Origin of the sequence: Polaromonas potterensis, from assembly GCF_033446725.1 — a bacterium.
Lineage (GTDB): Bacteria > Pseudomonadota > Gammaproteobacteria > Burkholderiales > Burkholderiaceae_C > Polaromonas.
Genome location: NZ_JAWQLX010000003.1, coordinates 432673 through 454705, shown reverse-complemented (window position 1 = coordinate 454705; position 22033 = coordinate 432673). Strand labels below are relative to the sequence as shown.

Genomic DNA, 22033 nt, shown 5'->3' with positions numbered 1-22033 from the left:
ATGTCGAAAGATGATGTCATCCAGATGCTGGGGGAGGTCATGGAGAACTTGCCCAACGCGACATTTCGCGTGAAGCTGGAAAATGGGCATATTGTTTTGGGTCATATTTCGGGGAAGATGCGCATGCATTACATCCGCATACTTCCCGGTGACAAAGTGACAGTTGAGTTAACCCCTTACGATTTGTCGCGTGCACGTATCGTGTTTCGCGCCAAATAAGCAAAGTAAAAGTTTAGGAGAAAGAAATGAGAGTTTCAGCTTCGGTTAAGAAAATTTGCCGCAACTGTAAAATCATCCGCCGTAAGGGCGTTGTTCGCGTGATCTGCACAGACCCACGCCATAAACAGCGTCAAGGCTGATTTTCAAGAGTTTTAGAGGACGCACATGGCTCGTATCGCTGGTATCAATATTCCGCCGCAGCAACACGCCGAAATCGGCTTGACTGCTATTTTCGGCATCGGTCGCACTCGTGCACGCAAAATTTGCGAGGCATGTGATATTGCGTATTCCAAAAAAGTCAAAGATCTTTCAGACGGTGACTTGGAAAAAATTCGTGATCAGATCGCGCAATTCACCATCGAAGGTGATCTGCGTCGTGAAACCACGATGAACATCAAGCGCTTGATGGATATCGGCTGCTACCGTGGCTTCCGCCATCGTCGTGGCTTGCCCATGCGCGGTCAGCGCACGCGTACCAATGCACGCACCCGCAAGGGTCCGCGCAAGGCCGCCGCGTCCTTGAAGAAATAATTGAGTAAGAGGTAGTTATGGCAAAAGCCCCAAGCAGTAACGCAGCGCAACGCGTTCGCAAGAAAGTTCGCAAGAACGTCGCCGACGGTGTCGCTCACGTTCACGCGTCCTTTAACAACACCATCATCACGATCACCGATCGCCAGGGCAATGCCTTGTCGTGGGCATCATCTGGTGGACAAGGCTTTAAAGGGTCGCGTAAATCGACTCCTTTTGCAGCTCAAGTTGCTTCAGAAGTCGCTGGTCGTGCCGCCATTGAGCAAGGCATCAAGAATCTTGATGTTGAAATCAAAGGCCCAGGTCCTGGCCGCGAATCATCGGTGCGTGCATTGGCCGCGTTGGGCATTCGGATCAATTCGATTGCTGACGTGACGCCTGTTCCACACAACGGCTGCCGTCCTCAAAAACGCCGCCGCATTTAAGTTCGAGTTATCCGGGATGGCTGTGACGCAGTTGCGCAGCCATACCCGGAAAACGTTTTTTTTCAAGCCCACCGCCGTTCGGGTGACACCGACGGCTCCTGCAGACATATTGCAGCAGATGACATAAGGAATTCAAGTGGCACGTTACCTCGGCCCCAAGGCCAAACTATCCCGCCGTGAAGGCACCGACCTGTTCCTGAAGAGCGCTCGCAGAGCCATCGGCGACAAGGCGAAGTTCGATTCCAAACCCGGTCAACACGGTCGTACTTCCGGTACCCGCACCTCCGATTTCGGCTTGCAGCTTCGCGAAAAGCAGAAGGTCAAGCGCATGTATGGCGTGCTTGAAAAGCAATTTCGCCGTTATTTCGAGGAAGCCGATCGCCGCAAGGGCAATACCGGCGCCAACCTGTTGTTCATTCTGGAATGCCGCCTGGACAACGTGGTGTACCGCATGGGCTTTGGCTCCACACGTGCTGAAGCACGCCAGCTGGTCTCGCACAAAGCGATCACCGTTAACGGTGGTTCGGTCAATATTCCGTCTTACATGGTTAAGACCGGTGATGTGATCGCTGTTCGCGACAAGTCCAAGAAGCAGACCCGCGTTGCGGAAGCGCTGCAACTGGCTCAACAAGTCGGCATGCCGGCCTGGGTTGATGTCAGCATTGACAAGGGCGAAGGTCTCTTCAAGAAAGTGCCGGATCGCGACGAATTTGCTGCTGACGTCAACGAATCGCTGATCGTCGAACTGTATTCACGTTAATTTTCGTTCCTGCGCTTACGGGGCACTGTAGGCGCAGGGTCGCTTCACCCGGCCTTATCGGTGTAACGAGCCGAGGGTATTGAGAGGAAGAATGCATGCAAACTAATTTACTGAAACCCAAAACAATTAACGTTGAGCAGCTTGCGCCTAACCGCGCCAAGGTGACTCTCGAGCCTTTTGAGCGCGGCTATGGCCACACGCTCGGCAATGCCCTGCGTCGTGTTTTGCTGTCCTCCATGGTCGGCCACGCTGCGACCGAAGTCACCATCGCCGGTGTCTTGCATGAGTACTCTTCCATCGATGGCGTGCAGGAAGACGTCGTCAACATTCTGTTGAATCTGAAGGGTGTGGTGTTCAAGCTCCACAACCGTGACGAAGTTACTCTGAGCCTGCGCAAGGATGGCGACGGTCCTGTGACTGCCGCCGATATCCAGACGCCGCACGACGTTGAAATCATCAACCCTGAACATGTCATCGTCAATCTGTCGCACGGCGGCAAGATCGACATGCAGATCAAGGTTGAAAACGGCCGCGGTTATGTTCCTGGCACCATGCGTCGTTATGGCGACGAATCGACCAAGTCGATTGGCCGCATCGTTCTGGATGCTTCGTTTTCGCCGGTCAAGCGTGTCAGCTACACCGTTGAAAGCGCTCGTGTTGAGCAGCGTACCGACCTCGACAAGCTGGTTCTCGAAATCGAGACCAATGGCGCGGTGACGGCAGAAGATGCGGTTCGCGCTTCGGCTAAAATCCTGGTTGAGCAACTCGCGGTGTTCGCGCAACTCGAAGGCAACGAATTGGCTGCTTTCGATGCGCCGGTTCAGCGCAGCTCGCAGCAATTTGACCCCATCCTGCTGCGTCCTGTAGATGAACTTGAACTGACGGTCCGCTCGGCCAACTGCTTGAAAGCAGAGAACATTTATTACATTGGTGATCTGATCCAGCGTACCGAGAACGAACTTCTCAAGACGCCAAATCTAGGTCGCAAGTCACTGAATGAAATTAAAGAAGTATTGGCCTCTCGTGGCCTGACACTTGGGATGCGGCTGGAAAGCTGGCCTCCTGCAGGTCTCGACAAGCGGTAATTGAAAATATCCTCCTTCGGGAGGGCGTGCACAGGTAGTACCTGATACGGCTACTTGAACTACAAAATTGAAAGGAAAGCACCATGCGTCACGGACACGGACTTCGTAAACTCAATCGGACCAGCTCACATCGGCTGGCCATGCTTCGCAACATGATGAATTCTCTGATTCAGCATGAAGCCATCAAGACCACTTTGCCCAAGGCCAAAGAACTGCGTCGCGTTGTTGAGCCCATGATCACATTGGCGAAAGAGCCAACACTGGCCAACAAGCGCCTGGCGTTTGATCGCTTGCGTGATCGCGACATGGTCGTCAAGCTGTTTGCCGAACTCGGCCCACGTTACAAGGCCCGTCCTGGTGGCTACACACGTATCCTGAAAATGGGTTTCCGTGTGGGTGACAACGCGCCTATGGCTTTGGTTGAACTGGTTGATCGTCCTGATGTGTCGGAAGACACTACAGCTGATGTGGCCGAAGCAAAGTAAGAAAAGTAAGCTATAATAAATACATATCGCGCGGTGGAGCAGCCTGGTAGCTCGTTGGGCTCATAACCCAAAGGTCGTAAGTTCAAATCTTGCCCGCGCAACCAACCTCCAGACCACCAGGTCTGGTACCCAAAACGCCCACTTCATGTGGGCGTTTTGCTTTCTGGCTCATATTTGTCATTTCTGTGGCCAGTGATTCTGGGTCCAATGACTTTAGTCTCGCCCGTAACGCGTGGTGATGAGTTTTTATTTCATCTATTTCTCGCCTTCTGTTGGCGTTATAGATCGTTGATACCACGTGATTTTCGTTTTTTTGCATCATTTCACGCTCTTAGCGTCATCAATCAATCAAGCGTGCTTGATGATGAATGGCCCGTAGCAGACATGAGCGCCAGCGCTCGGCATACGCTGGATCTGCCTCCGATCTGAGCAGGCAAGGCCTCTGGCGGGGCCAGCGCAAGGGCCGGTCGCCGCTCTTGTGTGGCTCGCCGTATGACTTGGGGCTTGTTTTTCCTTGGGTTATAGCCCGTCTGCGCGTTCCTGAGCCAAGACGCTGCACGGCAGCGACCCCTGGTCGCGTCAACCCGATTTTTTAATTAGATTCTGAGCCGGTTTTCAAGTCCAAGGGGTTCCGCGTCAAGAAGGGCCGGCGGGGAGTGCTCAGGCTGGCAACGCCAGGGGATGCGCTAGCCACCCCTGAGGGGCGTGCTCCGTTCAGTCAGGCAGGACGGCCGTCACTTCAATTTCAATACGTGCGCGCTCTTCCACCAGGGCCGACACCTCCACACAGGTCATGGCCGGAAAGTTTTTGCCCATGACCTCACGGTAAGCGGCTCCCAGTTCTTTCAGGCGCGCGATGTATTCAACGCGGTCCACCACGTACCAAGTCATGCGCACCATGTGTTCTGGCCCGGCGCCACCGGCCTGCAGCACCGCCAGGATGTTTTGCAGGGCCTGGCGGGTTTGTACGATGAAATCGTCGCTTTCAAACTGCTGCTGCGCATTCCAGCCGATTTGGCCGCCCACAAAAATCATCGCGCCGCGAGCCATCACGCCATTGGCGTAACCCTTGGGGGCGGTCCACTCCGCGGGTTGCAATAGTTTCATCATGATTTGTTTTCTTCCAGTTCGGTTTCGAGATAAGGCAGCAGCGCCTGGCGCAAGCCGTCCGGGATGGGCAACACTTTGCCATGTGGCACCTCGGAGCACACCACCACGGTTTTTGCAAGCAATTTAAGGCTCTGGCCCTTATCTGTTATGCGTGAGTAGCTATAAATTTCGTAGCGCATGCCGAGGCTGGCATTGCCGATGCGGCTCAAGCTCAGGTGGATGTTGATTTCGTCGCCATACCGGCACATGCCAAGAAATTCGGTTTTCAGGTCCACGATGGGCACACCTATGCCCGAGGCAATCAGTTCATGTTCGGGGTAACCGATATGCGCCAGAAAATCTTCCTGGGCTTCGTGCAGCAGGTAAAAATACTGCGGATAAAAAACGATGCCGGCCGGATCGCAATGGTGAAAGCGAATCTGTTTTTTGGTTTCGAACTTCATGGCTGGCGCAACCTGAAACGTTGCAACTTGCCGGTCTCCGTGCGCGGCAGGCTGCTCACGAACTTGATCTGGCGCGGGTACTTGAAAGGCGCCAGCGTGGTTTTGACATGGTCTTGCAGCAGCTTGACCATGGCCTCGTCGGCGACCTGGCCGGGCTTGAGCACCACAATCGCCTTGACGATCATGCCGCGCTCCTCGTCGGGCACACCAATCACGCCGCATTCGGCGACGGCGGGGTGTTTGAGCAAGGCGTCTTCGACTTCCGGGCCACCGACGTTGTAGCCCGAGGTGATGATCATGTCGTCGGCCCGGGCCTGGAAGAAGAAATAACCATCGGCATCCTGCAGGAAAGCGTCGCCGGGGTAGTTCCAACCGCCCTTGACGTAGTTGGTCTGGCGCACATCGTCCAGGTAGCGGCAGCCGGTAGGTCCGATGACGGCGAGTTTGCCGACGGTGCCGCGTGGCACTTCCTGGCCCATGTCGTCCACCACCTTGGCGGTGTAGCCGGGCACCACCTTGCCGATGGCACCACGGCGCACGTCTGCCGGCGCGGCGGAGATGAAGATGTGGAACATTTCGGTCGCGCCTATGCCGTCCGTCATCTCGATGCCGGTGGCGTCTTTCCAGAGCTGGCGGGTGGCGTCGGGCAGGCCTTCGCCGGCGCTGACGCAGGTGCGCAGGGTCGGCACGCCGTGTTGTTTGGCAAACGCCGCCATTTGTCGGTAAAACGTGGGCGCGGTGTAGCAGGTGGTGGCGCCCACCTGCTTGATGAGTTGGACCATGACTTCGGGGGTGTAGGCCACGCTGGGGTAATACACCGAGGCGCCCGCCCACATCGGAAAAATCAGCATGCCGCCCAGCCCGAAGGTGAAGGCCAGCGGTGGTGAGCCCATCACGATGTCCTCGGGCGTAGCCTTGAGCACATGGCGCGGCCAGGCCTCGCAGGCGGCCAGCACATCGCGGTGCGTGTGCACCGCCGCTTTGGGTGTGCCGGTGGTGCCGGAGGTGAAGGCCATCATGGCGATGTCGTCGGCCGAGGTGGGGCAGGGAGTGAATTGCCCGGATTTGGCCGCACACAAAGCGCCCAGATCCTGCGGATCGCCCAGCGCATTGAACTTCAACACCGTGCCTAAGACCGGATGCACCGCTTGGGCCTGCGCCAATTCATCCATCAGCGTGGCGTCGCAGATGGCCACGGTGGGTTGCGCCTTTTCAATGATCTCGCCCAACTCCTTGGCGCGCAGCAAGGGCATGGTGGCCACGGCCACCAGCCCGGCCTGCACCACGCCCAGCCAGGCCAAGGCCATGCCGATGGAGTTGCCGCCGCGAAGTAAAACCCGGTTGCCCGGCACCAGCTTGAAGTCTTCGGTCAGTAGCTGGGCGATGCGATTGACGCGCTCCAGCGCCTCGGCATAACTCAAGGTGATCCGGTCCGAGCGCAGCATCGGCCTGTCACCATGGCCATTTGCAAAGGCCTTGCTGAACAGCGTGTCCACCAGATTGGCCTGGGCGGGAATGTGCATGTCGGGCAAGGAGTAGCGCAGCTCGGGCAGCAGCGCCTGCTGTGGCAGGCGGTCATGCACAAAGCGGTCGGTTTGTGCCGACGGCGCTGTTGATGTGGGAGTCGGAGTAGTCATGATTGCAACACTGCCTTGCCAATGATCAGTTGCTGGACTTCGGTCGCACCTTCGTAGATGCGCAGGGACCGGATGTCGCGGTACAGGCTTTCAACCTTGGTGCCGACCTTGACACCCAGGCCGCCATGCATTTGCAGCGCCATGTCGATGACACGCTGGGCATTTTCCGTGGCCGTCATTTTGGCCATGGCGGCTTCGGCGGTGATACGTGTGCCTGCCCCCTTGCGTTCGCTGTCGTCACGCAGCCATGCGGCGCGGTAGGTCAGCAGGGCGGCGGCATCGATCAGGGCGGCCATCTCGCCGATCTTGGCTTGTGTGAGCTGGAAGTCGGCCAGGGTCTGGCCGAACATCTTGCGTTCTCGCGAAAAACGAACCGCCTCGGCCAGCGCACGGCGTGCCATGCCCAGGGCGGCGGCGGCGACCGAGGCGCGGAAGATGTCCAGAGTCTGCATGGCCAGCTTGAAGCCGCCGTTGAGCGCGCCCAGCTGAGCTTCCCCCGGCACGCGGCAGTGCGCAAACTTCAGTGTGGCCAGCGGGTGTGGTGCCATCACGGCGATGTGTTCGCTGCTGTCCAGGCCGGGTGTGCCGGCATCGACAATAAAGGCCGTGATGCCGCGTGTGCCGGCGCTGATGTCGGTTTTGGCGAAGGTGACGTAAAAGTCGGCGATGTCGCCGTTGCTGATCCAGGTCTTGCTGCCGTTCAGCGCCCAGGCCGTGCCGGCCGCATCGGCGGTGGTGACCATGGCGCCGGCGTCGGAGCCGGCATCGGGCTCGCTCAAGGCAAAGGCGGCAATCTTGTCGCCGCGCGCCACCGCCGGCAGGTAGGCGGCTTGTTGCGCCGCTGTGCCGGCCAGGGTGATGGCGCCGCTGCCCAGGCCCTGCATGGCGAAGGCAAAGTCGGCCAGCGGGGAATGAAAGGCCAGGGTTTCACGCAGGATCACCAGTGCGCGTGAATCGAGCTTTTCCAGCGCGCCACCACTGCTGGCGGGCACGCAGTAACGCAACCAGCCAGCGTCGCCCAGCCGGCGTACCCACTCCTTGCAGGCCAGCCTGTCATCATGTTCGTCGACATCTTGTTGCGGTGCCCAGGCGGCGAGTTGTTCGCCGAGCGTGCGGTGGGCATCGTCAAAAAAGGGCAAGGCCAGGTGGGTGGTGGTGGCTTTCACATCAGTCTCCCTGGAACACAGGTTTTTGTTTGTTGGCAAAGGCCTCGTAGGCACGCGTGAAATCCTGGGTCTGCATGCAAATGGCCTGCGCCTGGGCTTCGGCCTCAATCGCCTGGTCCAGGGTCATGGCCCATTCCTGGTGCAACATGGTTTTGGTCATGCCGTGGGCAAAGGTCGGGCCGGCGGCCAGGTCGGCAGCCATCGCCTGGGCTTTGGCCAGAACCTCGGCCGGCTCGTGCAAGGCATTGAAAAAGCCCCAGGCCAGCCCTTCCTGCGCCGTCATCGCGCGGCCGGTGAACAGCAGCTCGGACGCGCGGCCCTGACCGATCAGGCGCGGCAGCAGCGCACAAGCGCCCATGTCGGCGCCGGCCAGACCCACGCGGGTAAACAGAAAGGCGGTCTTGGCCTGCGCCGTGCCCAGGCGCATGTCGGCGGCCAGCGCCATCATGGCGCCGGCGCCGGCGCAAATGCCGTCGATCGCGGCCACGATGGGTTGCGGGCACAGGCGCATGGCCTTGACCAGGTCACCCGTCATGCGCGTGAACTCCAGCAGCTCGGGCATGGCCATTTTGGTCAAGGGACCTATGATTTCGTGCACGTCGCCACCCGAGCAGAAGTTGCCGCCGGCACCGGTGAGCACAATCACCTTGACGTCGGTTGCGTTGTTCAGATTGCGAAACAAATCCCGCAGCTCGGCATAAGAGTCGAAGGTCAGCGGGTTTTTGCGCTCGGGCCGGTTCAGGGTCAAGGTGGCCACACCATTGTCAAAGCTGTAGGCGAAGTGGCGCGCCTGGTAATTGCCCAGCGCATTGAACTGCGCGTGCATGGGGTTGCTGGCGGTGATGTAGTGCTTCATGTGTTTTCCAGTTCCTGGCTGAGGTCGGTTTGGTGTTGTTTGACTTTGCCCAGCAGCTTGTGCAGGGTGTCGATTTCGCGCGGCGACAGGCCGCCCAGGGCCTGGACAATCCAGCTTTCGTGCTGGCGTGCCATGTCGTCAAATATCTTGCGGCCGCGGGGCGTCAGGCGCACACGGTAGGCGCGGCGGTCACCGGCAACCTCCACCCGTTCGACCAGACCTTCGGCCACCAGCTGGTCGGTGATGCCGGTGACGTTGCCGCCGGTGACCATCATGCGGCGCGACAACTCGTTCATCTTTAACCCTTCCGGGTTGCGCTCCAGCTGCGCCATCAGATCAAACCGCGGCAAGGTGGTGTCGAACTGTTCGCGCAATTGCCCGCGCACCTGTTTTTCAATCAGCTGCGTGCAGGTCAGCAGGCGCAGCCACAGGCGCAGCGCCTCCGGGTGTTCGCGGTGTCCGCGTGCTTCCATGTCCATGGGGTTCTCCTGATTCGCTATCGCTATTGTTTTGATAGCTGCTTGCGTCCGTCCATACTGGGCTCAAGCCTGTTTTTGCTTGGAAAGTTCGCGGTAGAGCTGGTCCCGGCCGCTGAGATACTGTTTCGGCCAGTCCACCGCCCGGCTTTGCAACTTGGCCGCTTCGTGCAAGGTCCAGGCCGGATCGGCCAGGTGCGGGCGTGCAATCGCGCACAGATCGGCACGCCCGGCCGCGATGATGCTGTTGACGTGATCGACTTCCGAAATCGCACCGACGGCAATGGTCTGGATGCCGACCTCGTTGCGGATGCGGTCCGCAAACGGTGTCTGGTACATGCGACCGTAGACCGGTTTGGCGGCACGTGTGGTCTGGCCCGAAGACACATCGATGAAGTCGCAGCCGGCGGCCTTGAACAGGCGCGCGATCTCCACCGCATCGTCGGCGGTGTTGCCGCCAGGCGCCCAGTCGTGGGCCGAGATACGCACACTCATGGGCAGATGCGCCGGCCAGATCACACGCATGGCCGCAAAAACTTCCAACGGATAACGGCAGCGGTTGTCCAGGGAGCCGCCGTAGTCATCGGTGCGCAGATTGGTCAGCGGCGTGATGAAACTCGACAGCAAGTAGCCGTGGGCGCAATGCAACTCCAGCCAGTCGAAACCGGCTTGCACCGCATAACGCGCCGACTGGACAAACTGCGCTTTGATGCGGTCCATGTCCTGCTGGGTCATCGCCGCCGGCACCGCATTGGTCGGGCCATAAGAAACCGCGCTGGCGGCCAGCAGAGGCCAGTTGCCGGAGGCCAGCGGTTCGTCGGGCGCTTCCCAGCCGACCTGGGTCGAACCTTTGGGCCCGCTGTGCCCCAGCTGCATGGCCATGCGCACGCCTTCGCCCGAGCGGTGTCCGAAATCGACAATGCGTTTCCACGCCAGCATGTGTTCCTCGTTCCACAGGCCGGGGCAGCCGGGCGTGATGCGGCCTTCGGGGCAGGGCGCGGTCATTTCGGCAAACACCATGGCGGCACCGCCCAGCGCACGTGCGCCCAGGTGCACCAGGTGAAAGTCTTGCGGCATGCCGTCAATGGCGCTGTAGGTCGCCATCGGCGACACCACGATGCGATTTTTCAGTTGCAACTCGCGCACCTTCAGTGGCAGCAACATGGGCGGCGGTGCGGGTTGGCCCTGGCTTTTGGCCAGCCATTGTTCGTAACCCTGCAGCCACGACGCATCGCGCACACGCAGGTTTTCGTGGCTGATACGTTGTGAACGGGTCAGCAGCGAGTAGAAAAACTGTTCGGCATCGAGTCCGCTGTAACGGTCCACATTTTCAAACCATTCGGTCGAGTTGCGTGCCGCGTTCTGGATCTTCAGCACCTCGATCGAACGCACGGCTTCATAGGCTTGTAATGCCTGCTGAGGATTGGGGTGCTGGTCAAAACAGCGGCTGAGCTCGATCGCGTCTTCCAGCGCCAGCTTGGTGCCGCTGCCAATCGAGAAGTGTGCGGTGTGGGCGGCGTCGCCCATCAACACGATAGGTACATCCTTGCCGCTGATGGAGGCATGGTGGACCCAGTGCTCGCAGACCACACGCGGGAAACGGATCCAGATCGCCGAGCCGCGCACATGGGTGGCGTTGTTCATCAGCGCATTGCCGTCCAGGTATTTGGCGAAGAGTTGTTCGCAGAAGGCAATGCCATCTTCCTGGCTCATCTGGTCCAGGCCGTGGGCTTTCCAGACGGCTTCCGGTGTTTCGACAATAAAGGTCGAGGTGTTGTCGTCAAACTTGTAGGCGTGCGCCGCAAACCAGCCGTGTTCGGTCTGCTCAAAAGCAAAGGTGAAAGCGTCAAAGGTTTTGTGCGTGCCCAGCCAGACAAAGCGGCAGGCACGCAAATCCACATCGGGCTGGAAGGTGTCGGCGTAACGGTTGCGGATGCGGCTGTTCAGGCCGTCACTGGCAATCACCAGATCGGCCTGGTATTTCGCGGCGATGGCCTGGTCGTCCTGCACATCGGTTTCAAACACCAGGTCGACGCCGAGTTCAAGGCAACGGTCTTGCAGGATGTTGAGCAGGCGCTTGCGGCCAATGCCGCAGAACCCATGACCGCCCGAACGCACAGACGTGCCTTTGAAAAACACCTCCACATCGTCCCAGTGGTTGAAGGCGTCGCCTATCAGTTGCGCGCTGACCGGGTCGGCCACCCGCAGGTTGCCCAGCGTCTGGTCGGACAAAACCACGCCCCAGCCAAAGGTGTCAAACGGGCGGTTGCGTTCAACCACGGTGATCTGATGCGCCGGGTTCTGCAGCTTCATCAGCAAAGCGAAGTACAAACCGGCGGGTCCACCGCCCAGGCAAAGAATCTGCATTGACAAGACCGTTCAAGTGAATTGATCGAGTCTTAATTGTTTAGGTTTAAACTAATTTCGTCAAGCGGGTTTCACCTAAACCGGGAAGTGGTTATGGTTTTCAGACGGGCCGCCCTCTTTGCCGGCCAGGGCCGCAGGCGCAGCGCCCCCTAGGGGGGCAGAGAGCTACGCGCAGCGAGCGAACGTGGGGGCGCTATGACTAGGGGGACTGAAATCCGCCCGCCCGGTAAGTCAGCACCAGCGTGTCCCGGTGTCCGTCCACGGTACCGGTCTCCTGGGGCAGGATGGGTGTGGTTTCGTGGATCACCCGGGCATCGTCCAGCAGCAAGGTGGTCAGCGGCTCCTCCATCACAAAACGCAGGCCGTGGGGGCCGTTGGCGTCGAACACCCGCGTTTCGCCGCCCTTGACGCCGCGCCGCGCGACCAGCATCACGACGACAAAGTCCACTCCATCGCGGTGTGCGCCTTCGGGGGTTGGCCGGCCTACGCCGCCGGCGGTGTCGATGCGGAACTGGTGGGCCTCGATGTACCAGTGCGGCACCGGCCGTACCTGGGCAAACAGCTGGCCTAGGCCGGTCAGCAGGGTGGTCCAGGCCGGCGCGCCGGCCACGGCCGCTTCCACCGGGTCAAACCAGCGCTCAAAGCCGCCATGCAGGGCGTTGTAGTCGGTTGGCTGCCAGTGCGCGCGGTGCGGCGTTTGTACCAGGGTGCCGTCGGCCAGATCCTGGACGAAACAGGTGTGCCGGCGCTTGCGGTAGTGGCCGCCGTCCTTGAGGTGGGCGTCCGGCGGCAGGCGGTTCCAGGAGTCCGCCAGTGCGGGCCAACTGGCGGCCCAGCCGGCCGGCAGGGTGGCGGCCAGATCGGTGGGTGACAACAGGCGCAAGCCGTCCTGGCTCAAGGCTTGTGCGGCAGGCTTTGGAGCGGTGGAAATGGTGAACATAGACGCCTATTTTGCTTCAGCGCACAGCCCCCGGTGTTGGCCAGTCCGGCACAGGCGCGCAGGACGCAGGACGGGGTGGCAGCCTACAGGCGCCGGCCGCCAACAACGCCCATAATCAATGGCGTTGATGCAAAAAAGGAACTGCCCATGCTGTACAAATTTAAATCAAAAGCGTCCGGCGACCTGGTCATGCTGGAGCCGAACGGCCGGCGTGTGCTGGAGATCATAGGCAAAGACCCCGGCGCCCAAGGCATCGTCCTGCCGGAGCAAATGCCGGCGGCCATTGCCAGCCTGGAAGCCGCCATCGTCAGGGAGGAAGCCGAGCGCCACGCGGCCGACGCCGAAGGTGGCGAAGAACACAGTTTTGGCTACGATGGCACGGCGGTGAGCTTGCGCCTGCGCGTCCTGCCCTTTATCGAGTTGCTCAAACGCAGCCACAAGGATAACTGCGACATCGTCTGGGGCGTCTGAATACGACCCCCACGCTTAGTCGCTTCGCGTACTGTGCTGCCCCCCGAGGGGGCAGCTGCGCCTGCGGCCCGGCGAAGCCGGTTCCGCGGCCCCTGCTTGAAGGGGCGCCTCACGCTCGTTTGCCCTTCGCGGCGCACGTGGCCCGCACGCTCGCTAATCAACCTTGGCGCCGGAGACTTTCACCACCTGCGCCCACTTCTTGATTTCCGAGTCGATCAGCTTGGCAAACTCCTGCGGTGTGTTGCCGCTGGGGATGGCGCCTTGTGCCAGCATTTTTTCCTTGATGGCCGCGGTGTTCAGCGACTTGGCCACTTCCTGCTGGATGCGGTTGACGATCTCGGTCGGGGTGCCGGCGGGCGCCAGCAGGCCAAACCAGCTGCTGGCTTCAAAACCTTTGAGCTTGCCGGCTTCTTCCACGGTGGGCAGGTCGGGCAGGGCGGCCGAACGCTGGGCGCTGGTGACCGCAAAGGCCTTGAGTTTGCCGCCCTTGATTTGCGGCATGGCCGAGGGCAGGTTGTCGAACATCACGTCCACGTTGCCACCTATCATGTCCAGCAAAGCCGGGCCGGAGCCGCGGTAGGGAATGTGGGTCATGAAAATCCCGTTCTGTGACTTGAACAGTTCGCCGGCCAGGTGAATCGAGGTGCCGTTGCCGCTGGAGGCCATGCTGAGCTGGCCGGGGTGGGTTTTGGCGTAGGCGACAAAATCCGCCACATTGTGGATGCCCAGCTTGGCGGCCTTCTCTGTGTTCATCACCATCACATTCGGCACACCGGCGACCAGGGTGATGGGTGCGAAGTCTTTTTGCGGGTCAAACGGCATCTTGGCGTACAGCGACTTGTTGATACCGTGTGTGCCGACCGTGCCCATCAGCAGGGTGTAGCCGTCGGCCGGTGACTTGGCCACGATGTCGGCGCCCACGTTGCCGCCGGCACCCGCCCGGTTGTCAACGATGAAGGGCTGGCCGAAGGCTTTGGAGAGCTCGGGCGCGATGGCGCGGGCCAGGATGTCGGTGGTGCCGCCGGGGGCGAAGGGAACCACAATCCGCACCGGCTTGGTTGGCCAGCTGCTTTGGGCGCTGGCTGGAATCGCTATAAAAGAGATAGCTGCCAGCGCAATGCCGGTCAGGGCCAGGCGGCGATTTGGCTTGAAGCTTGGGTGCATGATGGGGTTTCCTGTCAGAAGACGGTGAACGTGATGCGGCCACTGTACGCCCCGGTGTGGTCGCCACCATCGGGGCAATCCCGGTGGGCATGAAAAAAGCCGCCGGGCTTGCGCCAGGCGGCTTGCAGACGGGGTCCTGCTGGATCAGTCGGCGAATTTGCCGGCGGCTTCGATCACGGGTTTGAGCTTGGCGATTTCGCTGGCCACAAAAGCCTTGTGTGCGGCCGGCTCCATGCGTTTGTCGGTCACCACAATGGCGCCCAGGCCTTCCTGCTTCTTGATGAAGTCAGGGTCTTTCAGCGCAATTTTGAGCGCGGTGTTGAGCTGTGCCTGGATCGCCGGTGGCGTGCCCTTGGGGGCGTACAGGCCGTGCCAGATGGTCAGGTCAAAGCCTTTCAGGCCCATTTCCTGCAGGGACGGGTAGTCCTTGAGCAGTTTGTGCTTGGTCAGCGGCTTGGCGGTGGTCACCGCAAAAGCCTTGACCCGGCCGGCTTCGATCTGGCCGGTGGTATTGGTGGTCTGGTCACACATCAGGTCGACCTGGCCGCCTATCAGGGCATTCATGGCCGGTGCCGTGCCGCCAAACGGAATGGTGGTCATGGCGTCTTTGGCGTTGATCGCCGCTTGCCACATCAGACCGCACAGGTGCGAGGCGGAACCCAGGCCGGCGTGGGCGATGTTGAGTTTGCCGGCGTTGGCGCGGATGTAGTTCTCGAAATCGCGGTAGTTGTTGGCGGGCAGCTGGGGCTTGCCGATCAGGGTCATAGGCACTTCGTTGATCAGGCCCAGGTATTCAAAGTCTTCCAGCGGTTTGTACTGCAGCTTGCGGTACAGGCCAGGCGCCGCGGCCATGCCGATGTGGTGCAGCAGCAAGGTGTAGCCGTCGGGATTGGCCTTGGCGACCTTGGTCGCGCCAATCGTGCCACCGGCGCCGTTGACGTTTTCCACCACAAAGTTGGCGTTGCCGCCCATGGCTTTGCGCATGGCTTCGGCCAGGTCGCGCGCCACTCGGTCGGTCGGGCCACCGGCCGCAAATGGCACCACGATGGACACGGGTTTGGTGCCGGGATAGGTTTGCGCATTGGCGAACAGGGCGGTTGCCGCCACGGCCAGAACTAACAGGCGTTTCATGAAGTCTCCTTGGAATTTAAGCGCCAAGTTTACAAACCATCGTGGCACTGTCCATCGCGGGAACTACGTAAGGGCAATCACCCAACTCATTTGTAGCTGCGTGCGTCCTCGATGACCTTGCCGTCATTGGGCAGGCTGCCCGGGGCCATCAGTTCGACATCGCCGCGCAGCTTGGTCACGTCGCGGATCGCCTCGCTGATCCGGCTCGCCAGTCCCGATGGCTGGTCGCTGACCTCGACCTGGAGCGTCATGTTGTCCTTGGCCATTTCACCGCTGACCACCAGTCTGGCCTTGCGGATTTCCGGAAAACGCCGGGCAATGTCGGCCACCTGGCCGGGGTGCACAAACATGCCCCGCACCTTGGTGGTCTGGTCGGCGCGGCCCATCCAGCCCTTGATGCGGCTGTTGGTGCGACCGGTGGGGCAGGGGCCGGCCAACACGGCCGACAGGTCGCCCGTGCCGAAACGGATCAGTGGGTAGTCCGGATTGAAGGTGGTGACCACCAGTTCGCCGACCTCGCCCTCGGGGACCGGGTCACCGGTGCCCGGGCGGACGATTTCCACCAGCACCTGTTCATCCAGCACCAGGCCTTCGCGGGCCGGTGTTTCATAAGCGATCAGGCCAAGATCCGCCGTGGCGTAACACTGGTAGCCGTCTATGCCGCGGCCGGCAAACCAGGCCTGCAAGCTGGGCGGAAAAGCCTCGGCGGACAGCAGGGCCTTGGTCAGGCTGGGCAGCGGCACACCCATCTCCGCGGCCTTGTCCACAATGAGTTTGAGAAAACTCGGTGTGCCGATGTAGCCGGCGGGTTTGAGCTCCGCGATGGCCTGCACCTGTTGTTCGGTCTGGCCGGTGCCGCCGGGAAAAACCGTGCAACCCAGCGCGTGGGCGCCGGTTTCCATCATCGAGCCGGCTGGCACAAAGTGATAGCTGAAGCTGTTGTGGATCAACTCGCCAGGGCGAAAACCTGCGGCAAACATGGCACGCGCCATGCGCCAGTAGTCCTTGCGTGCGCCTTCGGGCTCGTAAATGGGACCGGGGCTGGCAAAAACACGCGGCATGCGTGCGCCGAAAGGCAGCGCGCTGAAACCGCCAAACACATCGCCGGACCCGCCGGCCTGGCGTGCCGCTTTTTGCAGCTCCAGCAACTCGTGTTTGCGGATGACGGGCAATTGCGCCAGCGCCGCCCGCGAGTCCACGGCCAGGGCATCGACACCGGCCAGCAGCGCGCTGAACGCCGGCGAGCGTGTGCGGGCATGGGCAATTTGCTCCGGCAAGGCCGCCAGCAAGGCGGCTTCGCGCTCGGCCGGGGGGCGCGTTTCCAGGGCGTCGTAATGTGTTGTCATGTGAGATCTTCCAATTCCTGTCAATACCTCTGTGCGATGCGAACAAGCCAGCCAGGGCGGCGGAACCGGCTTCGCCGGTCCGCAGGCGCAGCACCCCCTATGGGGCAGCGACCCGCGCAGCGGCGCAGCGTGGGGGCCTAGGCCAGCCAGCGTTTGCGGCGTTTGTAACTCTTGACGTCCTTGAAACTTTTGCGCTCGCCGCCGCCCACGCCCAGGTAGAACTCCTTGACGTCTTCGTTGTTGGCCAGGTCGCTGGCCGCGCCGTCCATCACCACCCGGCCGCTTTCCATGATGTAGCCGTAGTCGGCGTATTTCAGGGCCATGTTGGTGTTTTGTTCGGCCAGCAGGAAAGTGACTTTTTCCTTCTGGTTCAGGTCTTTCACGATGTTGAAGACCTCCTCCACAATCTGCGGCGCCAGGCCCATGGACGGTTCGTCCAGCAGCACCATGCTGGGGTTGGCCATCAGGGCCCGTCCGATGGCGCACATCTGCTGCTCGCCGCCCGAGGTGTAGGCGGCTTGCGAGGTACGCCGGGTTTTCAGCCGCGGAAAGTAGTTGTAAACCTTGTCCAGGTTGGCGGCCACTTCGGCCTTGCTTTTGCGTGTGTAGGCGCCGGTCAGCAGGTTTTCCTCAATCGTCAGATGGGCAAAACAGTGACGGCCTTCCATCACCTGCACCACGCCGCGCTGCACCAGGTCGGCTGGCGACAGGTTTTCAATACGTTCACCGCGCAACTCGATGCTGCCCTTGGTGACGGCCCCGCGTTCACCCTGGAGCAGGTTGGAGATGGCGCGCAGGGTGGTTGTCTTGCCGGCGCCGTTGCCGCCCAGAATGGCCACGATGCGTCCCTCGGGCACCTGCAGGGACACCCCCTTGAGCACCAGGATCACGTGGTTGTAGATGACCTCGATGCCATTGACGTTGAGAACGATGTGTGAGTCACTCATGAAGATATGTCCGGTTGAACCAAGGGAAAGACCCGCGCTGCAGCCCTTTCCGTTGGTGGCTCCTGGGAGCCACCTCCTCCCGCAGGGCGGGAGGGTTGGGGAAGGTGATCAGCTCAGGACTGGCAATCGGCCGCAGTGCGGCGTGTCATTTTTTTGTCGGCCAGGTATTTGTCGGCGCCGGCCTTGACCATGGGTTTGATGATTTGTTCATCCGCCTGGATGAAGTCGGAGCTGAAACCCCATTTGCTGCCGTCCCAGGTTTGCACGCGCGCCCAGGTCGAACCCATGTGGTCGGAACAGGAGGTCGAGAGCGGCCGCATGATGCCTGCGAAGCCCAGGGCGTCCAGGCGTTTCTGGTCCAGCGCCAGATTTTCCAGGCCCCAGCGTACTTGCTCGCCGGTCATGACCTTGCCTTTGCCAAAACGCTCTTGTGCACGGCGCACGGCTTCGTTGGACAACATCTGGATGATCACGCCGCGGGTGTACAGCACCGAACCGACTTCATCCTTGGGGCCGGTTCCCTGGCCTTTTTCGTGCACGTATTTCAGGATGTCCTGGATCACCTTGGGCTGCTGGCCCGAGGTGTTCAGGTTCAGTGCGTTGTAACCCTTGGCCCCTTCACCCACGTCTTTCACGTCAGGTTCGGCGCCGGCCCACCACACGCCATACATCTTGTCGCGCGGATAACCCGTGGCCTGGGCTTCCTTCAACGCGGTCGAGTTCATCACGCCCCAACCCCACAGCAACACGTAGTCAGGCCGGGTCTGGCGTACCTGCAGCCAGGCCGATTTTTGCTCGACGCCCGGTGCCGTCACGGGGAGCAGTTGCAGGTCGAAGCCATGCATCTTGGCCCGCTCCTGCAGCAGGGGAATCGGCTCCTTGCCAAACGGCGAGTCGTGGTAAACCAAGGTGATTTTTTTGCCCTTGAGTTTGTCCAGGCCGCCTTCTTTTTTGCCGATGTGCTGGATCAGAATGTCGGCGCCGGTCCAATAGCTGCCCATCAGCGGGAAATTCCATTTGAAGGCCTGGCCGTCCTGCGATACCGACAAGCCGTAACCCAGCGTGATCAGCGGAACCTTGTCGGCCGCGACTTTTTCGGTCAGTGCAAAGGTGATGCCCGTGGCCTGTGGATCAAACACCGCCACGCCCGGACGGCCCTTCAGCCGTTCGTAACATTCCACGCCGCGGTCGGTGGCATAACCGGTTTCGCATTCTTCGTAGGTGAGCTTGACGCCGTTGATGCCGCCGTCCCTGGCGTTGATCATCTTGAGGTAGTCCTGCTTGCCGTTAGCCCAGGGCACCCCATTGGGCGCATAAGGCCCCGTGCGGTAAGACAGCAGCGGGAAAAACTGCTCCTTGGCTTGAGCAAAGGCGCTGGTCGTCACCAGTGACGAAGCGCCAGCGGCGATGGCTGCCACGGCCAGAATCAAATTTCGAATCTTCATCATCTTGTCTCCTGAAAAGTAAAAGCAAAGCACCCTGAAAAAAACGACATCCGAATCTCAATGTGGAAATGGCCACAAGCGCAGTTTTTGCTTGCCGATGGACCACAACTTGGCCAGGCCGTGTGGCTCCACGATCAGGAACCAGACAATCAGGCCGCCAAAAATCATCAGTTCGGCGTGTGAAATACCTGCCGTCGAAATTTCGATGCCAAATAAGCCGACCAGCGCCGGCAGGGCCTGGCTCAGGGCAATCGGCAGCACGGTGATGAAGGCCGCGCCCAGGAAGCCGCCCAGGATGGAGCCCAGCCCGCCAATGATCACCATGAACAGCAGGCGAAACGAGAAGTCGACGGAAAAGGCGGCGGGCTCCCAGGCGCCCAGGTGTACAAAGCCCCAGAGCGCGCCGGCCACACCGATGATGAAAGAGCTGACCGCAAACGCGCTGAGCTTGGCGTACATGGGGCGGATGCCGATCACGGCGGCCGCCACGTCCATGTCGCGTATCGCCATCCACTCGCGGCCGATGGCGCCGCGCACCAGGTTTTTGGCCAGCAGCGCAATCACCACCAGGATGGCCAGGCACAACCAGTATTTGCTGTGGGCGCTGTCGATGGGCAGGCCAAAAACCTGCAGGTTGTTGACCGACACCGAGCCGGAGGGCGAGTCGTTGGTGAACCACTTGATGCGCAGAAACATCCAGTCGCTGAAAAACTGCGCGGCCAGCGTGGCCACGGCCAGGTACAGGCCTTTGACACGCAAGCTCGGCAAACCAAACAGAATGCCGAAGAAGGTGGCGCACAAACCGCCCAGGATCAAGGCCGGGATCAGCGGCATGCCGGGAATACGCACAAAGAAGTTATAAGCGCCGTAAGCGCCGACCGCCATGAACGCCCCCGAGCCCAGCGAAATCTGGCCGCAATACCCGACCAGGATATTCACGCCCAGTGCAGCCAGTGAAATGATCAGAAAGGGAATCAGGATGGCTCGGAACAGATAGTCGCTGGCCAGCATGGGCACGGCCACAAATGCAAGCAGCAGGAACAGGGCCACGAAGATGCGGTCCTGCAGAATCGGGAAGATCTGCTGATCCGCCTGGTAAGTGGTTTTGAATTGACCGTTTTCTCTGTAAAGCATGTTCTTTTCTCTCAGACCCGGTCAATTATTTTTTCACCAAAAAGCCCTTGGGGCCTGAACAGCAGGAAGCCCAGCGCCAGCACATAGGCGAACCAGATTTCGATGCCACCGCCGACAAACGGCCCGAGGTAAACCTCGGAGAGTTTTTCACCGACACCAATGATCAGCCCGCCAATGATGGCGCCCGGCACCGAGGTCAGGCCGCCCAGAATCACCACCGGCAAGGCGCGCAAGGCCACGGTGGCCAGCGAAAACTGCACACCCAGCTTGCTGCCCCAGATCATCCCGGCAACCAGTGCCACCACGCCAGCCACACACCAGACAATGACCCAGATGCGCTGGAGCGGAATGCCGATGGACTGCGCCGCCTGGTGGTCGTCGGCCACCGCGCGCAGGGCGCGGCCGGTGGCGGTTTTCTGGAAAAAGACGCTCAACAGCGCAACCAGGCCGGCGGCAATGCCGGCGGCGATCAGGTCTTCCTTGTTGAGCAGCACCCCGCCCTGAAAAACGGATTCAAGGACAAAAATCGGCTCCTTGGGCATGCCGATGTCGATTTTGTAAATGCTGCTACCGAACAAGGTCTGGCCCAGGCCCTCCAGAAAATAGGCAATGCCCAGCGTGGCCATCAGCAGCGTCGCACCTTCCTGGTTGACCAGGTGGCTAAGCACCAGGCGTTCGATCAGCCAGGCCACCACAAACATGATGATGCCGGCAATGACAAAGGCGAGCACATTGGCAAACACCAGGCTGGTGATGCCTGTCCACTGCGGAATCCATTCCGAAAAGCGGGCCATGGCCAGTGCGGCAAACAAGACCATGGCCCCTTGCGCGAAATTGAAGACGCCGGACGCCTTGAAGATCAGCACAAAGCCCAAGGCGACCAGCGAATACAACATGCCGGCCATCAGGCCGCCAAGTAGTGTTTCTAAAAAAAAGGCCATAGTTATTCCCCCACCCCTGTTGCGGGCTCGCTTCGCGTAGCCGCCTCTCCCCTTGCAGGGGACGCCGCCAGTGGCCCGGCAAAGCCGGTTCCACGGCGGCCGCTTGCATTGGTTGGTTCAATGGTCATGTTGCGGTGCATGGTTAGTGAGAGGTTCCGAGGTAAGCCCGGATCACATCCGGGTTGTTGCGCACCTCGTCGGGTGTGCCGTCGCCGATTTTTTTGCCGTAATCCAGCACCACGACGCGGTCGGAAATGTCCATGACCACACCCATGTCGTGTTCGATCAACACCACCGTGGTGCCAAACTCGTCGTTGACGTCGAGCACAAAGCGGCACATGTCCTGTTTTTCTTCGACGTTCATGCCGGCCATGGGTTCGTCGAGCAGCAAGACCTGCGGCTCCATCGCCAGCGCGCGGCCCAGGTCCACACGTTTTTGCAGACCGTAGGGCAGTTGCCCCACCGGGGTTTTGCGGTAGGCCTGGATCTCCAGAAAGTCGATGATTTTTTCAACGGCTTCGCGGTGCTGGAACTCTTCTTTCTGGGCCGGGCCTATGCGCAAGGCCTGCAGCAGCAGATTGCTTTTGATCTTCAGGTTGCGCCCGGTCATGATGTTGTCGAGCACACTCATGCCTTTGAACAGCGCCAGGTTCTGGAAGGTGCGGGCCACACCCATGACCGCCACCTGGTGGCTGTTCATGTGTTTGAAAGTCTGGCCGCGAAAAGTGATGGAGCCTTGCTGCGGCGTGTAGACGCCGTTGATGCAATTGAGCATGGAGCTTTTGCCGGCGCCGTTGGGGCCGATGATGGCGCGGATTTCGTGTTCCTTCACATTGAAGGAAATATCCGACAAGGCCTTGACCCCGCCAAAACTCAGGCTGATGTTGTGTACGTCCAGGATGACGTCGCCTATTTTCTTGGTCATAGAGCCCCCACGCTTGTCACTGCGTGTATTGC

The 22033-nt window shown here is 60.4% G+C and carries 25 protein-coding genes and 1 tRNA gene; 9 read left to right on the top strand and 17 right to left on the bottom strand.

Going from position 1 to position 22033, the window contains the following annotated elements:
* The 8 genes from infA to R6254_RS08180 all read left to right on the top strand — a co-directional run bounded on the left by infA (position 1) and on the right by R6254_RS08180 (position 3606).
* Complete coding sequence (infA, locus tag R6254_RS08215) at positions 1 to 219, top strand: translation initiation factor IF-1 (protein ID WP_318405892.1); 219 nt, start codon at positions 1 to 3, stop codon at positions 217 to 219.
* Positions 220 to 245: 26 nt separating this feature from the next.
* Positions 246 to 359, top strand: a complete 114-nt coding sequence (gene rpmJ / locus R6254_RS08210; protein ID WP_011481465.1) for a 50S ribosomal protein L36 — start codon at positions 246 to 248, stop codon at positions 357 to 359.
* A gap of 25 nt (positions 360 to 384) precedes the next feature.
* Positions 385 to 750, top strand: a complete 366-nt coding sequence (rpsM, locus tag R6254_RS08205) for a 30S ribosomal protein S13 (protein WP_188709716.1) — start codon at positions 385 to 387, stop codon at positions 748 to 750.
* Between the two features lie 17 nt (positions 751 to 767).
* The gene (rpsK, locus tag R6254_RS08200) at positions 768 to 1172 is read left to right on the top strand and encodes a 30S ribosomal protein S11 (protein WP_077592475.1); all 405 of its coding nucleotides are present in this window, start codon (positions 768 to 770) and stop codon (positions 1170 to 1172) included.
* Positions 1173 to 1308: 136 nt separating this feature from the next.
* Positions 1309 to 1932: a 30S ribosomal protein S4 gene (gene rpsD / locus R6254_RS08195; protein ID WP_318405869.1), complete on the top strand. Its 624-nt coding sequence runs from the start codon at positions 1309 to 1311 to the stop codon at positions 1930 to 1932.
* A 95-nt stretch (positions 1933 to 2027) separates the two neighbouring features.
* The gene (locus tag R6254_RS08190; protein WP_318405867.1) at positions 2028 to 3017 is read left to right on the top strand and encodes a DNA-directed RNA polymerase subunit alpha; all 990 of its coding nucleotides are present in this window, start codon (positions 2028 to 2030) and stop codon (positions 3015 to 3017) included.
* Between the two features lie 83 nt (positions 3018 to 3100).
* Entirely contained in the window at positions 3101 to 3502 is a 402-nt protein-coding gene (rplQ, locus tag R6254_RS08185; RefSeq protein ID WP_318405866.1) for a 50S ribosomal protein L17, read from the top strand.
* A gap of 27 nt (positions 3503 to 3529) precedes the next feature.
* Positions 3530 to 3606, top strand: a tRNA-Met gene (locus R6254_RS08180).
* Here R6254_RS08180 and R6254_RS08175 read toward each other — a convergent pair.
* From R6254_RS08175 to R6254_RS08135, 9 genes are all read right to left on the bottom strand, one after another.
* Entirely contained in the window at positions 3585 to 3821 is a 237-nt protein-coding gene (locus tag R6254_RS08175) for a hypothetical protein (RefSeq protein ID WP_318405864.1), read from the bottom strand. The two genes, R6254_RS08180 and R6254_RS08175, sit on opposite strands and share 22 nt — an antisense overlap.
* 395 nt (positions 3822 to 4216) lie before the next feature.
* Entirely contained in the window at positions 4217 to 4612 is a 396-nt protein-coding gene (locus R6254_RS08170) for a RidA family protein (RefSeq protein ID WP_318405863.1), read from the bottom strand.
* Positions 4609 to 5055: an acyl-CoA thioesterase gene (locus R6254_RS08165; protein WP_318405862.1), complete on the bottom strand. Its 447-nt coding sequence runs from the start codon at positions 5053 to 5055 to the stop codon at positions 4609 to 4611. The genes R6254_RS08170 and R6254_RS08165 overlap by 4 nt, the downstream gene beginning before the upstream one ends.
* Entirely contained in the window at positions 5052 to 6692 is a 1641-nt protein-coding gene (locus tag R6254_RS08160; RefSeq protein WP_318405861.1) for an AMP-binding protein, read from the bottom strand. Before R6254_RS08160 ends, R6254_RS08165 begins: the two co-directional genes overlap by 4 nt.
* Positions 6689 to 7858, bottom strand: a complete 1170-nt coding sequence (locus R6254_RS08155) for an acyl-CoA dehydrogenase family protein (protein ID WP_318405859.1) — start codon at positions 7856 to 7858, stop codon at positions 6689 to 6691. The genes R6254_RS08160 and R6254_RS08155 overlap by 4 nt, the downstream gene beginning before the upstream one ends.
* Position 7859: 1 nt before the next feature.
* Positions 7860 to 8714 carry an enoyl-CoA hydratase family protein gene (locus R6254_RS08150; RefSeq protein WP_318405857.1) on the bottom strand — a complete coding sequence of 285 codons (855 nt, stop codon included), beginning with the start codon at positions 8712 to 8714 and terminating at the stop codon, positions 7860 to 7862.
* Entirely contained in the window at positions 8711 to 9193 is a 483-nt protein-coding gene (locus R6254_RS08145; protein WP_318405855.1) for a MarR family winged helix-turn-helix transcriptional regulator, read from the bottom strand. Before R6254_RS08145 ends, R6254_RS08150 begins: the two co-directional genes overlap by 4 nt.
* Positions 9194 to 9256: 63 nt before the next feature.
* Positions 9257 to 11557, bottom strand: a complete 2301-nt coding sequence (locus tag R6254_RS08140) for a bifunctional salicylyl-CoA 5-hydroxylase/oxidoreductase (RefSeq protein WP_318405853.1) — start codon at positions 11555 to 11557, stop codon at positions 9257 to 9259.
* 199 nt (positions 11558 to 11756) lie between these two features.
* Positions 11757 to 12497 (bottom strand): 2OG-Fe dioxygenase family protein, encoded by a 741-nt coding sequence (locus R6254_RS08135; RefSeq protein ID WP_318405851.1) that lies wholly within the window; start codon positions 12495 to 12497, stop codon positions 11757 to 11759.
* A gap of 147 nt (positions 12498 to 12644) precedes the next feature.
* Here R6254_RS08135 and R6254_RS08130 point away from each other — a divergent pair, with 147 nt between their 5' ends.
* A complete protein-coding gene (locus R6254_RS08130; RefSeq protein WP_318405849.1) occupies positions 12645 to 12968 on the top strand; it encodes a DUF1840 domain-containing protein in 324 nt (107 codons plus the stop codon).
* A 153-nt stretch (positions 12969 to 13121) separates the two neighbouring features.
* Here R6254_RS08130 and R6254_RS08125 read toward each other — a convergent pair whose 3' ends face one another.
* The 8 genes from R6254_RS08125 to R6254_RS08090 form a co-directional block, all read right to left on the bottom strand.
* On the bottom strand, positions 13122 to 14132 hold the full coding sequence (locus R6254_RS08125; protein WP_318405848.1) for a Bug family tripartite tricarboxylate transporter substrate binding protein: 1011 nt from the start codon (positions 14130 to 14132) through the stop codon (positions 13122 to 13124).
* 144 nt (positions 14133 to 14276) lie between these two features.
* Positions 14277 to 15263 (bottom strand): tripartite tricarboxylate transporter substrate-binding protein, encoded by a 987-nt coding sequence (locus R6254_RS08120; protein ID WP_318405846.1) that lies wholly within the window; start codon positions 15261 to 15263, stop codon positions 14277 to 14279.
* A gap of 86 nt (positions 15264 to 15349) precedes the next feature.
* Complete coding sequence (locus tag R6254_RS08115) at positions 15350 to 16609, bottom strand: phenylacetate--CoA ligase family protein (RefSeq protein WP_318405845.1); 1260 nt, start codon at positions 16607 to 16609, stop codon at positions 15350 to 15352.
* A gap of 137 nt (positions 16610 to 16746) precedes the next feature.
* Positions 16747 to 17556: an ABC transporter ATP-binding protein gene (locus R6254_RS08110; protein ID WP_318405843.1), complete on the bottom strand. Its 810-nt coding sequence runs from the start codon at positions 17554 to 17556 to the stop codon at positions 16747 to 16749.
* Positions 17557 to 17669: 113 nt separating this feature from the next.
* Positions 17670 to 19001 (bottom strand): ABC transporter substrate-binding protein, encoded by a 1332-nt coding sequence (locus R6254_RS08105; protein WP_318405841.1) that lies wholly within the window; start codon positions 18999 to 19001, stop codon positions 17670 to 17672.
* Between the two features lie 57 nt (positions 19002 to 19058).
* Complete coding sequence (locus tag R6254_RS08100) at positions 19059 to 20135, bottom strand: branched-chain amino acid ABC transporter permease (protein WP_318405839.1); 1077 nt, start codon at positions 20133 to 20135, stop codon at positions 19059 to 19061.
* An 11-nt stretch (positions 20136 to 20146) separates the two neighbouring features.
* On the bottom strand, positions 20147 to 21076 hold the full coding sequence (locus R6254_RS08095; RefSeq protein ID WP_318405837.1) for a branched-chain amino acid ABC transporter permease: 930 nt from the start codon (positions 21074 to 21076) through the stop codon (positions 20147 to 20149).
* A gap of 142 nt (positions 21077 to 21218) precedes the next feature.
* Entirely contained in the window at positions 21219 to 22001 is a 783-nt protein-coding gene (locus R6254_RS08090) for an ABC transporter ATP-binding protein (protein ID WP_318405835.1), read from the bottom strand.
* Positions 22002 to 22033 lie beyond the last annotated feature (32 nt).